Annotated in this window: 14 protein-coding genes and 4 tRNA genes; 13 read left to right on the forward strand and 5 right to left on the reverse strand. The window is 41.3% G+C overall.

Annotation, left to right across the window (positions count from 1 at the left end; genetic code table 11):
* Window positions 1–3 precede the first annotated feature (3 nt).
* Window positions 4–1,374 (reverse strand): MATE family efflux transporter, encoded by a 1,371-nt coding sequence (locus PSI06_RS11350; protein WP_096739369.1) that lies wholly within the window; start codon window positions 1,372–1,374, stop codon window positions 4–6.
* Between the two features lie 1,063 nt (window positions 1,375–2,437).
* Between PSI06_RS11350 and PSI06_RS11355 the strand changes: the two genes are divergently transcribed.
* The 12 genes from PSI06_RS11355 to nth all read left to right on the forward strand — a co-directional run bounded on the left by PSI06_RS11355 (window position 2,438) and on the right by nth (window position 11,768).
* Window positions 2,438–2,514 (forward strand) — tRNA-Asn (locus tag PSI06_RS11355).
* Window positions 2,515–2,535: 21 nt separating this feature from the next.
* Window positions 2,536–2,612 (forward strand) — tRNA-Asn (locus PSI06_RS11360).
* Between the two features lie 21 nt (window positions 2,613–2,633).
* Window positions 2,634–2,710: transfer RNA gene (locus PSI06_RS11365), tRNA-Asn, on the forward strand.
* Window positions 2,711–2,736: 26 nt separating this feature from the next.
* Window positions 2,737–2,813, forward strand: a tRNA-Asn gene (locus PSI06_RS11370).
* 147 nt (window positions 2,814–2,960) lie between these two features.
* On the forward strand, window positions 2,961–4,904 hold the full coding sequence (locus PSI06_RS11375; RefSeq protein WP_273603771.1) for an EAL domain-containing protein: 1,944 nt from the start codon (window positions 2,961–2,963) through the stop codon (window positions 4,902–4,904).
* A 214-nt stretch (window positions 4,905–5,118) separates the two neighbouring features.
* Complete coding sequence (rsxA, locus tag PSI06_RS11380) at window positions 5,119–5,700, forward strand: electron transport complex subunit RsxA (RefSeq protein WP_004589478.1); 582 nt, start codon at window positions 5,119–5,121, stop codon at window positions 5,698–5,700.
* A 1-nt stretch (window position 5,701) separates the two neighbouring features.
* The gene (gene rsxB / locus PSI06_RS11385) at window positions 5,702–6,256 is read left to right on the forward strand and encodes an electron transport complex subunit RsxB (RefSeq protein WP_004589479.1); all 555 of its coding nucleotides are present in this window, start codon (window positions 5,702–5,704) and stop codon (window positions 6,254–6,256) included.
* A gap of 8 nt (window positions 6,257–6,264) precedes the next feature.
* Window positions 6,265–8,706, forward strand: coding sequence for an electron transport complex subunit RsxC (gene rsxC, locus PSI06_RS11390; RefSeq protein WP_273603770.1), 2,442 nt, complete (start codon window positions 6,265–6,267; stop codon window positions 8,704–8,706).
* Window positions 8,703–9,761: an electron transport complex subunit RsxD gene (rsxD, locus tag PSI06_RS11395; protein WP_273603769.1), complete on the forward strand. Its 1,059-nt coding sequence runs from the start codon at window positions 8,703–8,705 to the stop codon at window positions 9,759–9,761. Before rsxC ends, rsxD begins: the two co-directional genes overlap by 4 nt.
* Window positions 9,758–10,396 (forward strand): electron transport complex subunit RsxG, encoded by a 639-nt coding sequence (gene rsxG / locus PSI06_RS11400; RefSeq protein WP_273603768.1) that lies wholly within the window; start codon window positions 9,758–9,760, stop codon window positions 10,394–10,396. Before rsxD ends, rsxG begins: the two co-directional genes overlap by 4 nt.
* Complete coding sequence (locus PSI06_RS11405) at window positions 10,393–11,091, forward strand: electron transport complex subunit E (RefSeq protein WP_004589483.1); 699 nt, start codon at window positions 10,393–10,395, stop codon at window positions 11,089–11,091. The genes rsxG and PSI06_RS11405 overlap by 4 nt, the downstream gene beginning before the upstream one ends.
* Window positions 11,092–11,135: 44 nt before the next feature.
* Window positions 11,136–11,768: an endonuclease III gene (gene nth, locus PSI06_RS11410; protein ID WP_024034131.1), complete on the forward strand. Its 633-nt coding sequence runs from the start codon at window positions 11,136–11,138 to the stop codon at window positions 11,766–11,768.
* Between the two features lie 49 nt (window positions 11,769–11,817).
* Here nth and PSI06_RS11415 read toward each other — a convergent pair whose 3' ends face one another.
* A complete protein-coding gene (locus tag PSI06_RS11415) occupies window positions 11,818–12,477 on the reverse strand; it encodes a hypothetical protein (RefSeq protein WP_273603767.1) in 660 nt (219 codons plus the stop codon).
* Between the two features lies 1 nt (window position 12,478).
* A complete protein-coding gene (locus PSI06_RS11420) occupies window positions 12,479–12,985 on the reverse strand; it encodes a sigma-70 family RNA polymerase sigma factor (RefSeq protein ID WP_273603766.1) in 507 nt (168 codons plus the stop codon).
* Window positions 12,986–13,486: 501 nt separating this feature from the next.
* On the opposite strand from PSI06_RS11420, the gene PSI06_RS11425 reads away from it, so the two are divergent.
* Window positions 13,487–13,990 carry a hypothetical protein gene (locus tag PSI06_RS11425; RefSeq protein WP_273603765.1) on the forward strand — a complete coding sequence of 168 codons (504 nt, stop codon included), beginning with the start codon at window positions 13,487–13,489 and terminating at the stop codon, window positions 13,988–13,990.
* An 87-nt stretch (window positions 13,991–14,077) separates the two neighbouring features.
* On the opposite strand, the gene PSI06_RS11430 is transcribed toward PSI06_RS11425, so the two are convergent.
* A complete protein-coding gene (locus PSI06_RS11430) occupies window positions 14,078–14,443 on the reverse strand; it encodes a hypothetical protein (RefSeq protein WP_273603764.1) in 366 nt (121 codons plus the stop codon).
* Window positions 14,444–14,445: 2 nt separating this feature from the next.
* Window positions 14,446–15,036 (reverse strand): helix-turn-helix domain-containing protein, encoded by a 591-nt coding sequence (locus tag PSI06_RS11435; protein WP_273603763.1) that lies wholly within the window; start codon window positions 15,034–15,036, stop codon window positions 14,446–14,448.
* Between the last annotated feature and the right edge of the window lie 183 nt (window positions 15,037–15,219).

Here is a 15,219-nt window from a genome sequence, read left to right on the forward strand (position 1 = left end):
CATTTACTCCGTTACCGTGTTACTGCATATTGCATCTAGCTCTTTTACAAACCATTTGTACGCGACTAACCCTGTGAATACATTACCGATTGCAGCGCCTATAAATAAACCAATCAAGCCACCTAGCATACTGCCTACATAAGCAAAAGGCAGATAAAACACAAACAAACGAATAATACTTAAAAACAATGCATTCATCGGTTTGTGTAAAGCATTAAACGATGAATTTGATAAAATGATCACCCCTTGAAAACCATAACTTAGCGGTATGGTGTATATAAAGAGCTTTATAACATCGATTACAGCTTGTTCTTTACCAAATAATTGGCTTATTACCCCTGACAGCGCAATGAGTAAAATATAAATAGCAAATTGCCATATCATCACAAATTTAAGCGTACCAATGTACGCCTCTTTTACGCGGCCTAATTTACCCGCCCCAAAGTTTTGGCTAACAAAAGGAGGCAATGTCATCGACAAGGCCAGCACTAAAATACTGGCAATTGATTCAATACGGCTGCCCACACCAAAAGCGGCAACCGCTTCGGGTCCATGATTGGCAACGAGTGCGGTCATCACAGCCATTGCTACTGGGGTAAGCATGTTAGCCCCCGCTGCGGGTAAACCTATTTTAAGTACTTTTTTAATTGCACTTGCCGCAGTTTGATTACCGGCTTTTAAGCTTAATAGCCGCTTTTTAACGCCCAGCACATATAAAATAATAATAACCGCTACGCCCCAGGCAATAACACTGGCAATAGCGGCACCTTGAATGCCTAATGCCGGTACTGGGCCCCAGCCAAATATTAAAATAGGATCGAGTATGGCATTAATAAGCCCTGCCCCACCCATTACTATGCTGGGTGTTTTAGTATCGCCACTGGCTCGTAATACCGAATTACCTATCATGGGGGTAATTAAAAATACGCTACCAATAAACCAAATATTCATATACTCATGAATAAGTGGCAGCACTAATTGTCCGGCCCCTAATAAAGTGAATATTGGGTCGATTAGTAAATATCCAATAAACGAAAGTAAAATAACTAATAGTAGCGCCACAATAAGCGACACACTGGCATCAAAACGCGCCTCTTCTATTTTATTACTGCCTAAGGCTTTCGCTATCACCGCTGATGTACCAATACCTAAACCTATGGCTAGGCTTATTACCGTAAAGGTTACCGGAAACGTAAAGCTTACCGCCGCAAGGGGCTCTGTGCCCAACATACTGATAAAAAATGTATCGACTATATTGAACATCATTAGCGTGACCATGCCAAATATCATCGGGATGGTCATTTTTTTCAATGTAGGCAAGATGGGATCGTTAAGTAAATCTGGGCGTGATTGAGAATGTGAAGTTTCGCGCATGGAATAAATAAGCCTCTTTTACTGAGCGAGCCATTTTAAAGCATCATAGCAATTCAAGCCACGGATTTATCAATGGATTTCATACTAATAATAAAGCAACAATTAAAAAAATAGCTAAAGTTGAATTTTTAAGCATTTGTGCACAAATACGCCCTTAGAGCGCCAAAAAACAATAAGTGAACATTTTTATTACTTTTTTAACATTTAACCCCTGCAAATTCGCTGAATTTTTACACAGCGCGGTATTAATCTTTATCGTAACGAATTAATTTACTCATCGTTGCATGGTAATTCAGCATGCATTTATAACCCTATGTTTTTTATAGTAATAAAAAAATCGTTTTAAAAGCTTGAAATCGTTGTAGCGCCCTAAAACTCTGGTCGGGACAGTGTTCTTAAAGTTTCATAAACAGAGTTATCCACAGAAACCGTGGATAACTCAGCTCAGCCCGCATTTATAAAGGCTTGCGCGCTGGCTAAAATTCAGCTCAGGTCCAACCTTTACTCAAAGTTAAAGTTAAAAACTTATCAATGCTTGCAAACAAAAAATTAAGCTAAGCCAAATCTTTGTGCCTAATACAGCTATAAGTGACTTAATTAGTTAACGGAAATATTTAGCAACTTATTGATTGTTTTGTTTTTGTACAGCTTTTTAAAATAAAGTTTTCAGCCACGGCTTTATTAGTTTAACCCCTCTTAAATACCGTAATACGAAAAAACTACCCTGCTGGATTTTTTAAAAAGATCTGCTAGCTAAATTTATACTCGGTTTTATGACAACCAGGTTAAATACAAATTTACTGATTTGCCGCGATAAATTTTGTCTCAGCGGCATTTTTTACACATAAATTAAACAATGGCTATTTTATCGGCGCTGTTTTTTTCACATTGGTGTGAGTCTAAATAGAGATTTACCGCCGTGTTTTGCATAAATAGAGTTATAAAATGCGCAGATCGAACATAAAAACAACGAATAAACTTCTTTTTTAAATTTATGACTTTTATATGTTGACACTTTGCGGCTCCATCATTAATATTTCGCCCCGTTGAAAGGCATGACGCTTCCCCCTTAGCTCAGTTGGTTAGAGCGACGGACTGTTAATCCGCAGGTCCCCCGTTCGAGTCGGGGAGGGGGAGCCAAGTTTTTCAATCATAAACGATTCCCCCTTAGCTCAGTTGGTTAGAGCGACGGACTGTTAATCCGCAGGTCCCCCGTTCGAGTCGGGGAGGGGGAGCCAAGTTTATGTTTATGATGTAGTTCCCCCTTAGCTCAGTTGGTTAGAGCGACGGACTGTTAATCCGCAGGTCCCCCGTTCGAGTCGGGGAGGGGGAGCCAAATCATAAAATTACATCTCTATTTGTTCCCCCTTAGCTCAGTTGGTTAGAGCGACGGACTGTTAATCCGCAGGTCCCCCGTTCGAGTCGGGGAGGGGGAGCCAATCATAAGAATTTCATAGACATTTCAGTAATTTTCCACTACTCTTCTGCTTTATAACTAAAACATATATCTATTCTAATGTGTTGCTATTAGTTGAATGATCAAGGACCTGATTCCTTTCCTTTAGAACTATTAAAAGATTGATAACATGGCTGGCTTTAAAAAACTTATTTTTATACAAATCCTGTCTTGGCTTGTATGTGTTGCGGCTGGAAGCTACTTCATATCTGTAAGCTTTAATAATGCGGTAAGTGAAGCACAAACTTCAGCGCAAACCAGCGTAACACGTTACATTAACAGCTTAACAAGTGATGAGCTTTCGCCTGAAAGTATAAAAAAAGCGATTGGCGATGGTAAAACGTTTTCAAGCTTTATACTAAGAGATTACCAAGGGGCTGAGGTATTTTCAGTTAACTCCCCTACCCAGCTGCCCATGTTTGCTGAATTTATTCAATCTAGCTTTAATTCGGTTCGCCCACAGTTTGCCGTTAACGACGCTGCAGATATAAAAGTAGAATTTACCCTCAACATTAAACGTTTAGCGCAGCAGCTACAAACCTCTTTATTTATAGTTATATTTATTTCTGCTTTTTTAGTGATTATTCCTATCATATTAATGAAGTCTATTTTTCATAGCTTAAATAAAAATATCAGCATGACCGTTGCCGATGTAATAGACATTTATATTAACCAAAATCAAATTGGCGACGACTTAGACACCGCACTTGATGCCAGTAAAATGAAAAAGCTTGGAAAAGATTTAGTCCCGAGCTTTAATCGCCTTTCTCATTTTTTAAAAAATAAAAATGATGATATTCAAAACGCTGCCCTAAGTATCAAACAAGAAGCCTATAAAGATGTAATTACCGAATTAGGTAACCGTAATATGTTTGTTGAATATTACGAAAAACACATCGAAAACAGTGAGCGCAGTACGTTTGGTTCGTTAGCGCTTGTACGCTGTAGTGAGCTGCAAACTATAAACCAAAGCCGTGGCTACCAAAAAGGTGATGACTACGTTAAAGGTGTGGCGGATATAATTAAGCATATAAGCGGCACTTACACTGGCAGCCAAGTATTTAGGCTAAATAGCTCAGACTTTGCCATTGTACTACCCAATACCCCACTTAAAGAAGCAGAGCGTTTTGGTGAAAACCTGCAATCGCGCTTTACTCAATACCAACAAAATCAAGAGCTAAGCTCTGTGGCTAACACAGGTATTGTGGGCTACGAAAAAGGCAAACCGCTGGGTGAGTTATTATCGGTTGTCGATAACGCAATGAGCATGGCGCAATCTAAGCAAGTAAATGCATGGCATGTGCAGCGTGAAACCGATTTAGTTAATAATGTAAGTGCTGGGTTTGGTAACCAAAACTGGCGTAAAGTGATTAACGAAGTGATTGAATCAAAACGTGTTCACTTAGTAATGCAAAATATTATGCCGCTGGGTAAAAGCATTAAGGCGTATGCAGAGATACAAGTGCGCTTTAAAACCGAAGATAACCAAGTGCTCCCTACGGCCTCGTTTTTAGCCATGGCTGAAAAACTCGATATGGCCATAGAAATTGACCGCTTAATTATTGACTCGTCACTTGAAAAAATTAAAAGCCGTAACCTCTCTGAAAAGTTTTTTGGCCTGAATGTAACCGCCTCAAGTGCACATAACGATCAATTTGTTATTTGGTTAGAACGCCGCTTATTAAAAGATACACATATAGCCTCTAAATTAGTATTTGAAGTAAGTGAGTTTGGCCTACAGCAAAATATTAAAGCAAGTAAACGTTTTATTGATATGGTGCATCGCGTAGGTTCCCGCGTAACGGTTGAACGTTTTGGTGTAGGACTAACGTCGTTTAAGTTTTTCCGTGATTTAAAACCAGACTTTATTAAAATGGATGCCAGTTACACCCGCGGCCTCGAGGATGATAAAAACAATCAATACTTTATGCGCCTAATGGTTGATTTAGCCCACCGCATTGGTGTGAGTGTGTTTGCAGAGGGCGTTGAAAGCCAAGAAGAAAAACACATAGTAGAAACGCTTTGCCTAGACGGCGTACAAGGTTATTACATAGAAAAACCTAAAGATATTTAGCACCTCCCCTTAATGAAAGTAAAAAAGAGCACATGTGCTCTTTTTTGCATTTAACTGTTTAATTTTTCGCTTACTTTAAAATCACATAAATTTTACAGCTTTGTGATCGCTTAATTATTTTACTGTGTTTATTTAACTGATAACGACTCGCATATGTTGTTTATCGGGGCAGAAAAAAGGATAATACACAGGATTTTAATAGCGCGAGGCACACATGACAGAATATGTCTTGTTATTGATTGGAACAGTTCTAGTTAATAACTTTGTATTAGTACAATTTTTAGGCTTATGTCCATTTATGGGTGTATCAGGCAAGCTTGATACCGCTATTGGTATGTCTTTAGCAACCACGTTTGTGCTTACTCTTGCCTCTGTTACAAGCTATTTAGTTAATCAATATATTTTAGCGCCGCTAGATATCGAATTTTTACGCACCATGAGCTTTATTTTAGTGATTGCCGTTGTGGTGCAATTTACCGAAATGGTTGTGCGTAAAACTAGCCCGACTCTATACCGTTTACTGGGTATATTTTTACCGCTGATCACCACTAACTGTGCGGTATTAGGTGTTGCGCTTCTTAACATAAAAGAAGATCACACCTTTTTACAATCGGCCGTGTATGGTTTTGGCGCAGCCGTTGGCTTTTCATTAGTACTTGTATTATTTGCAGCGCTGCGCGAACGCCTTGCTGCTGCAGATGTTCCTACCCCGTTTAAAGGCGCCTCAATAGCCATGATCACCGCCGGCTTAATGTCGATGGCGTTTATGGGTTTTACCGGATTAGTGAAGTTTTAATATGACCTTAATGTATGCCTTGATAGCGCTTGGCTCGCTAGCGCTTGTTTTTGGACTTATTTTAGGCTTTGCAGCTATTCGCTTTCGTGTAGAAGGCGACCCAATTGTTGAGCAAATAGATACCATTTTACCGCAAACCCAGTGTGGCCAGTGTGGCTATCCGGGCTGTCGCCCCTACGCTGAGGCAATTGCCAACGGGGATGAAATTAATAAATGCCCACCAGGCGGTGAAGCAACGGTTAAAAAGCTGGCCGATTTAATGGGCGTAGAGCCTAAACCGCTTGCCGGTGGCGAACAAGCAGAGCCGATAAAAACAGTGGCCTATATTCGCGAAGACGAGTGCATAGGCTGTACTAAGTGTATTCAGGCATGCCCTGTGGATGCCATTGTCGGTGCTACACGCCAAATGCACACTGTACTAATAGAAGAATGTACCGGCTGCGATTTATGTGTAGAGCCCTGCCCTGTAGATTGCATTGATATGCTGCCTGTAGCCGAAACAAAACAAAACTGGAAATGGCAACTTGATGCTATTCCTGTCACGCAAATAGATTAGAGGTTTGAGTGGAAAAGTTACTTGAACAAATTAAAAAAGGCACTGTTTGGGCATTCCCGGGCGGCGTGCATCCACCACAACAAAAAACACTCTCTAACAGTGCGCGTATTGCTAGGCTTCCTCTACCTGATAAGTTAGTTGTACCAATTAAACAGCACATTGGTGCTAACGGTAAATTAATTGTAGAAAAAGGCCAACAGGTATTAAAAGGCCAAGCACTTACCGTGCCCGTTGCGAATTGGTCTGTGCCTGTACATGCGCCCAGCTCTGGCACCATAACAGACATTGCCTCTATGCCTTCGGCGCATCCATCGGCTTTACCTGAGCTAAGTATTATTATTGAGCCTGATGGCAAAGATCAATGGTGCGAACTAACCCCAACACCTAACCCAAGTGAGCTTAGCCACGATGAATTAGTCGATATAATTCATCAAGCAGGTATAAGTGGTATGGGTGGAGCAGGCTTTCCTACTTATGTAAAAGCCGATATTAAACAACCTATTGAGTTTTTAATTGTTAATGCTGTTGAGTGCGAACCATACATAACAGCCGACGATGTGTTAATGCGTGAACATGCCAAGCAAGTAGTGCAAGGCATTGAGTTAATGCAACAAATTTTAAATCCGACACTGTGTATTGTTGGCATTGAAGATAATAAGCCCGAAGCCATAGCGGCTATGAAAAGTGCCGCAGAGCACAACGCCAATATTGTTATTCAAACGGTGCCTACTGTTTATCCATCGGGTGGCGAAAAACAATTAATTAAATTACTTACAAACCGTGAAGTACCCAGTGGCGGTATTCCTGCCGATATTGGTATTTTAGTACACAACACAGGAACTTTGTTTGCTGTGCAGCAGGCAGTGTACGAAGGTAAACCGCTTATTGAACGCGTTGTTACAGTAACAGGTAACACCATTCATAATGCGGGTAATGTATGGGCATTATTAGGCACCGAAGTTAAGCACCTGCTTGATTGCCAAGGTTTTTCACCCGTACCCCAGCAGCGCGTTGTAATGGGCGGGCCGATGATGGGCTTTACCTTACCGACTGTGCGTATTGGGGTAATTAAAACCACCAACTGTATTTTAGCTCCCGATCATAAAGAGCTGGCTGAGCCTGGGCCTGAAAAAGCCTGTATACGTTGTAGTGCCTGTGCAGATGCCTGCCCTGCTTCGTTATTACCACAGCAATTACAATGGTTTGCAAAATCAAAAGAATACGACAAATTACAAGAGCACAACTTATTTGATTGTATTGAATGTGGTGCGTGTGCGTATGTATGCCCAAGCGAAATTCCACTGGTGCAGTATTACCGCGTAGCAAAAGTAGAAATAAAAGAGCAACAAGCCGAAAAAATTAAAGCCGATAGAGCAAAAGAGCGCTTTGACGCCCGTAAAGAACGCCTAGAGCGCGAGCAACAAGAACGTCAAAACCGCCATAAACGTAAACCAGCGGCAAAAACATCAGATGAAAAGCAAAAAGTAGCGGATGCCCTTGCCCGCGTTAAGAGCAAATCATCGGATGGCGATGAAAAATCAGCTGTAGCCGCTGCAATTGCCCGCGCCAAAGCAAAAAAACAGCAAGGTGAAGAGCTAGAGCCAGATAACAGTGAAGTAGCTAAAGAGCGTGCACTACGTAAAGAAAAAGCACGTAAATATAAAGAACAAAAAGCTGCCGAGGGCGAGTCATCACCAGCACCTGATGATAAAAAGTCAGCCGTAGCTGCTGCTATTGCCCGCGCTAAAGCGAAAAAAGCGGCGCAAGCTGAGCAAAATGCTGAGCCACAAAACGATGAAGCAACCGCCCCAGCTGATGATAAAAAAGCTGCGGTAGCTGCTGCTATTGCTCGCGCTAAAGCTAAAAAAGCGGCGCAAGCTGAGCAAAGTGCAGAGCCACAAAGCGATGAAGCTCCCACCCCAGCTGATGACAAAAAAGCAGCAGTAGCTGCTGCTATTGCGCGTGCTAAAGCTAAAAAAGCGGCGCAAGCTGAGCAAAATGCAGAGCCACAAAGCAATGAAGCCCCCGCGCCCGCAGATGATAAAAAAGCAGCGGTAGCTGCTGCTATTGCGCGTGCTAAAGCTAAAAAAACCGCTAAAGCGGCTGCGCAAGCCCAGCAATCAGATGAACCAAGTGCTGCTGAGCAAACAGGTGAAGTTGAGCCTGAAAACTCACAAACACGCTCTCCTGCTGATGACAAAAAAGCGGCCGTAGCTGCTGCTATTGCCCGTGCTAAAGCAAAAAAAGCCGCTAAAGAAGCAGAGCAATCAGCAGCAAGTGAACACAGCACAGCTGAACACAGCAATGAGCCACAAACCAGCAGCGGTTCAAACTCTGAGAAAACGGCCTCTGAGCAAACTGCAGCAGAGAAGAAAAAAGCCGCCGTGGCCGCCGCAATAGCGCGCGCCAAAGCTAAAAAGTTACAAAAAGAAGGAAATGATCAGTCATGAAATTAAGCATGGCCAGTTCGCCGCACAACCATAGCCATAAGTCGTTAACGCGATTAATGCTAACCGTAATTGCTGCGTGTATTCCTGGGCTAATAGCGCAAGTGGTATTTTTTGGGACTGGCGTACTTATTCAGTTAGTACTGGCACTTGTTGCTGTAAGCATATTTGAAGCAGCCATTATGTTAATGCGTAAACGCCCTGTTTGGCCTGCATTGAGTGATGGTAGTGCTTGGCTTACTGGTGTGCTGTTAGCACTGAGTATTCCGCCGCTGGCGCCTTGGTGGGTCATTATTATTGGCTGTTTATTTGCCATTGTGATTGTAAAGCAACTTTATGGTGGGCTTGGCTTTAACTTATTTAACCCAGCAATGGCCGCATACGTACTACTTTTAGTCTCGTTTCCGGTGCAAATGACCGCTTGGTTACCCGTTACCGATTTACTTAATGCCCCAATTGGCTTTATTGACCAATTACGCCTTATATTTACCGATTTTACCGCTCTGGGCTTTAGTGTTGATCAAGTCCGTGCCGGCGTTGATGGCCTCACCATGGCCACACCGCTTGATACAGTTAAAACCGATGTAGCACATGGTCTAACTGTTAGCGAAAGCATGCAAAAACCGATTTTTTCTCAATGGGCTGGGCTTGGTTGGCTATGGGTTAACCTAGGCTTTTTAGCCGGTGGTTTATACCTTTTAAAAGCTAAAATTATAAACTGGCATATTCCAGTAAGCTTTATAGGCTCACTAGCGCTGTGCAGTGCCATTGGCTATATTGCCGCACCGGGTATCGAGCCGGGTATGGTATTTCACTTATTAAGTGGCGCGACCATGATGGGCGCATTTTTTATCGCCACCGATCCTGTCTCGGCTGCAACTACCAATAAAGGGCGCTTAATTTATGGCGCGTTAATTGGCTTGTTGGTGTATTTAATTCGCACCTTTGGTGGCTTCCCTGATGCGGTAGCCTTTAGTGTATTATTAATTAATATTGCTGTACCGCTGATTGATTACTACACCCAACCACGCACTTATGGCCACGGAGCAGTAAAATGATTATTTCATCAATGGCTAAAAATGGCGCGATATTAACCGCCTTTGCACTGATAACAACAGGCTTAGTTGCCTCAATTGATGCCTTTACCGCCGATAAAATTGCCGAGCAAGAACGCTTGCAATTAACCTCACAATTACAAGAGGTATTAAACCCAAGCAGCTACGATAATCAGCTCAATACAAATTGCGTAAGTATGAGCGACGAACAACTTGGTCCATACCCCGAGCAAGTTATTTACCGCGCTTATAAAAATCAGCAACCTGTTGCACTTGTAATAAGACACGTAACACCTAGTGGTTACAGTGGCGATATTAACTTATTAACCGCCGTACTTGCTGATGGCACCATTGCCGGCGTTCGTACTACTAAGCACGAAGAAACGCCCGGCTTAGGCGATAAAGTAGAAGTTAAAAAGTCGCTGTGGATCACTACATTTAACGATTTAACGGTTCAAAGTGAAGACGATGCCCGTTGGGCGGTAAAAAAGGATGGCGGCCAGTTTGACCAATTTACCGGCGCAACAATTACCCCTCGCGCCGTGGTAGGCTCGGTAAAAAATGCCGTATTATTTGCAAAAACTAACTTTGACGCCATTTTTAAACAGCCTAATGCTTGCCAAGAGGTAACACAATGAGTGAGTTAAAAACCTTATACAAAGAAGGCGTATGGGCTAATAACCCCGCGCTAGTGCAGCTACTCGGTTTATGCCCGCTTTTAGCTGTAACATCAACTGTAACCAACGCGCTCGGCCTAGGGTTAGCCACTTTATTAGTTTTAGTAGGCTCTAATATTACTGTTTCAGTTGTGCGTAATTGGGTGCCTAAAGACATTCGTATTCCGGTATTTGTAATGATTATTGCAGGCTTTGTGACCATAGTTCAGCTACTTATGAATGCGTACACCTTTGGCTTGTATCAATCATTAGGCATATTTATTCCACTAATAGTAACTAACTGCGCCATTATTGGCCGTGCAGAGGCGTATGCCTCTAAAAACCCTGTGCACCTGTCTGCATTCGACGGCCTAATGATGGGCTTAGGCTTCATGGCCGTACTGTTAGTGCTCGGTGCAATGCGCGAACTGATAGGCCAAGGTACATTATTCGATGGAGCCGATTTGCTCCTAGGGCCATGGGCACAAAGCCTACGCTTGGAAATATTTAGTTTCGATAGCCAGTTTTTACTCGCTATTTTACCACCCGGCGCCTTTTTAGGGCTTGGGCTGCTAATAGCAGCAAAAAATGTTATTGACGCACAAATAAAATCAAAACAAGTAACGCCGCCAGAAGCCGAAAAAGGCCCACGCGCACGTGTTACTAGCTTAACTTAAGGGGAAAACGCATTAACGCTATTAGCTAATGCGTTTTAAGTTGCATGAATAAAGAAAAACGTCACCAAATACTCTCGCGCTTGCGCGAGCAAAACCCGCATCCAGAAACCGAGCTTGAATATTCAAGCCCATTTGAGCTACTAGTAGCCGTTACGCTCTCTGCACAAGCCACCGATGTAGGGGTAAATAAAGCCACCCGTAAATTATTTCCGGTTGCTAATACGCCACAAGCCATTTTAGATATTGGCCACGATGCGCTTCGCGATTATATAAAAACCATTGGCTTATTTAATTCAAAAGCCGCAAACGTGTACAAAATGTGCCAAATATTGGTTGATCAACATAACGGCATTGTTCCCGAGAACCGCGAAGCTCTAGAAGCCCTACCCGGTGTTGGCCGAAAAACCGCAAATGTAGTGCTCAACACAGCTTTCGGCTGGCCGACCATTGCCGTAGACACGCATATTTTTCGTGTTTCAAACCGCACCAAATTTGCGATGGGCAAAGATGTAGTCGCCGTTGAGCAAAAGCTTGAAAAGGTTGTCCCTAAAGAATTTAAAGTAGACGTACACCACTGGTTAATACTACACGGACGCTATACTTGCGTTGCCCGTAAGCCTAAATGTGGCAGCTGTATTATTGAAGACTTGTGTGAGTTTAAAGAAAAAACGGACTAACCTCGAATAACTATCTTTTAGATATTCTAAAAGTAAGACAGCTAATAATTTAGCTGTCTGTTGATTCTATACTATTTATAAATTGCGCTATATTTACTAAACGCTCACCGACAATAAATGCAATGGTGCATTTAACCCAAGGAGTTGCGATATTTGTGTAGTTTAGTTTAGCTAATACGCAGCCAGTGGCTATTAAAAGTAGAAGCGATGACACGCTATAAAACCAAACCATGTGTTGCTTTAGGTGTGCAAATAAGTCAATTTCAAATAACACATCAAACCCAATAAAAACATAAGCCATATAAAAAGGGGCAGACATAAATAACAACTTAGTTAGTTGTAATTTATGTGAGCAAAGGCAATAAATGTCTTTTTGAACTTGGCTAATTGGCTTTGCATAATCAACGTTAGCAATATGCACTATTTGGCCAATATTACCCGCAAGGCCAGCAATGGAAAATACACTCAGTATCAACGCAGATATTGAAGGCGCTGAAACACTAAAGTTATTTGCAATATACTGCCCCAATAAAACAATAATAAAAAAGAAGGCTGCGCTTTCAATAATACGTGCCCACTTCATAGCATTAAGCTCTTTCATTTTGTTATTCACTTTTGTTTCGCTCAGCAGTGATTGGTTTATTGTAATGGCCGATTCGTTAATACTATTTTGCTGCTGCCATGTGTTTTTAATGTTATCTAAATTCATATTAAGCCCCCTGTTTTTCAAATTGATTTTTTAGTGTTTCTTTAATGCGGCCAATTCGCGTAGCGACGTTGGTTTTACTTATGCCTAAACTCGTCGCTATGCTTTGATGGGGTTCGCCTTCTAAATACAGCAATACTATGGCTTTATTTAACTTATCGAGCTTTGCTATAAATTCATAAAGCTGCTTAACCTCTTCGCTTTTATCATTGTGCGCTGATAGGTCGGCTATGTGCACAATGCACTGCTCACTTTCATTGGCTTTATCTTCTCGTTTACTGTCTTTGCGGTAATAGGAAATCGCCACATTCAGTGCTATTCGGTACATCCATGTAGAAAACTTATAGTCTTTGTCGTAATTATCATAAGCAAGCCACATGGTGGTGAGTATTTCTTGCGCTAGGTCTTGCCTGTTGTGTTGGTTTTGACAGTACGAGTTAACAACTTTATAAATAATGCCTTTATGCTGCTCCATTGTTTGAGCAAACAGTGCTTTTTTATTGGTGTTCATTTACGCATAAATCCATCATCTAAATTAATCTCATCACGTAGTTGGCTCATCACAGTTTCATTGTGTTTAAGTGCTAATGCATCTGTTTTTAAAAGTAATAAAGTGCGGCGCTTTGGCTAATGCAACATAGCCTGTACACATTTATATAAACATTTTAGCTGCACGATAGTACTCACATAATCGCCTTATCTAGTTATTCGCAGTATCGCTGAAATAATCACAATTATTTAAAAAAATAATTATTGGAGGGAGTAATAGGCTAAGTAAAAGAGCAAAGCGAGGAGTTAGCTTTTTTTTCTGCTTTGCTATTAAAAGGGGGACTCCTAGTTAAAAGATTTTTTTAATATAGCAATAGTTAATATAATTGTATCTCTGGTTATCAAATATGACTCAGGCTAAAGGTGGTAAAAAAACATACAACCTGCTATTAATAGTGAATAATAATTTAAGGAGGTTTCTGCGTTAGCGCTGTAAGAAACCACATAACTTCAAGGATGTATTTTGCAAAGTAATCATTCAAAATTTCAGCCAAATAAGTGGTCATTATTAAATTTAGCTGTTGTGCTTATACTGGCGGGTGCATTTTATTATTTGGGTCAATTTTCTGTATTTCATTCGATTCTTTTAAGCCTAATTTGTTTTATTTCATTTTTAACCTTATTAATTTTAAAGCGTTGGAAAGCATATATTAACTATTTAAAAGCAATAGGAGATGAGATAGAGCGAGACAGATTTCACTTAGGTGAACACATAGTATCTATGGTTCCTTACATGAACTTACAAATAACAGTTCATGCACGTGTGGATGAATCAGCTTTATTAATCAAAAAAGCAAATTGTTATATTTCAATTAATCTAAAAGATATTTGCTCATTTGAGCCAACTGAATATTTCGGACGGCCAATCGCGAAAGTAATTTTGGCCGATAATAAAAACTTAACTCCTGCACTCTATGTACCTTGGTCTGAAGAAATGGCGCTAACTCAAAGTAAAGCTCATGGGTAAACGCCTTTGTTTGCTTATCATGCCTTAAAGGTATTAAGCGTTACACTCTAAGGCGATACTAAGATTTATAGCGGTTTAACTCTGATACTAAGTGCGTACTTTTAAATACCACCAAATTAGAGGCGCCAGTATCACTATTTCAATACCCACATTCAGCCACTGTTTTGCTACCGAGCCATCTAACATAATGCCAATAAGCCTTGCAATTAATAGTCCTACGAGTAACGATGACAGTGTTGCCGCTATGCTAGCTTGCCAAGGTACAAGCTGATGATGAAATTGCAGCAATAAGCCAAAACCAATAAATAACCCCCACCAAATTCTGCGCTCTACGGCCTTAAAAATATCATTAGGAACTGGCTTATTGCTTATCAGCTCAGGGTTGGCAGCTAACACTATGCTAAAAATAATTAATACCGCACCAACAACCCTAAAAATGACTATATTATCCATGATCAATCCCTCAGGCTGGTTGTTTGATCAACTGTTTGAGCAATCGATTGCGCAACAAGCTCCTGAGGTAACTCCTTTGCTTGGCTCCACTGCTTTGGCGATTGCCCATACATACGTTTAAATTCTCGGCTAAATTGTGATGAGCTAACATAGCCTACCGACATGGCCGCCGAACTTACGTTCATACCCGCTGCAATTTTCATCGCGGCGGTATTTAAGCGCATAGATTTAACAAATTGAATCGGCGACATACTGGTCGCATCCTTAAATTTTCGATGCAAAACTGCCCTACTTACGCCAATTTTTGCTGCCATATCGTCTATGGTTATGGTTTCATCTAATCGAGATGCCAAATAATCAATTGAGCGTGCTATGTCGTTTCCTACGCCAAAGGCTTGGTGCACACTACTACCTGCCTGTCCGTTTAATATGGCGTAATATAATTCTCGCAGTCGCCCTTCGCCTAAAACCGCAATATCTACAGGGTTGCCTACAAGTTGCAGCAATCGTAGTAATGAATCGGTAAATGAGTCATCCCATGCTGCGAGTGTAAGCCCTTGCGTTTTGGGGCCTGATGCGTGTTTTTTTTGCACCTTGTGCAGCCATAGTAATAGATAATTCGGTCATCACTTTTGTATCTAGCGATACAATAGACATAATGACTCCCACACGGTGTTAGCCTCCGCTTTTCGTGGGTTAGCTTAATTCAAAGCCAGAGCCATAATTAGTTTGTCAATTAACTAAACAGCAGAGGCTAACATGAATAAACATAGCAT

It is taken from the genome of Pseudoalteromonas sp. GABNS16E, from assembly GCF_028598715.1.
In the GTDB taxonomy this organism is placed as follows: Bacteria; Pseudomonadota; Gammaproteobacteria; order Enterobacterales; family Alteromonadaceae; genus Pseudoalteromonas; species Pseudoalteromonas atlantica.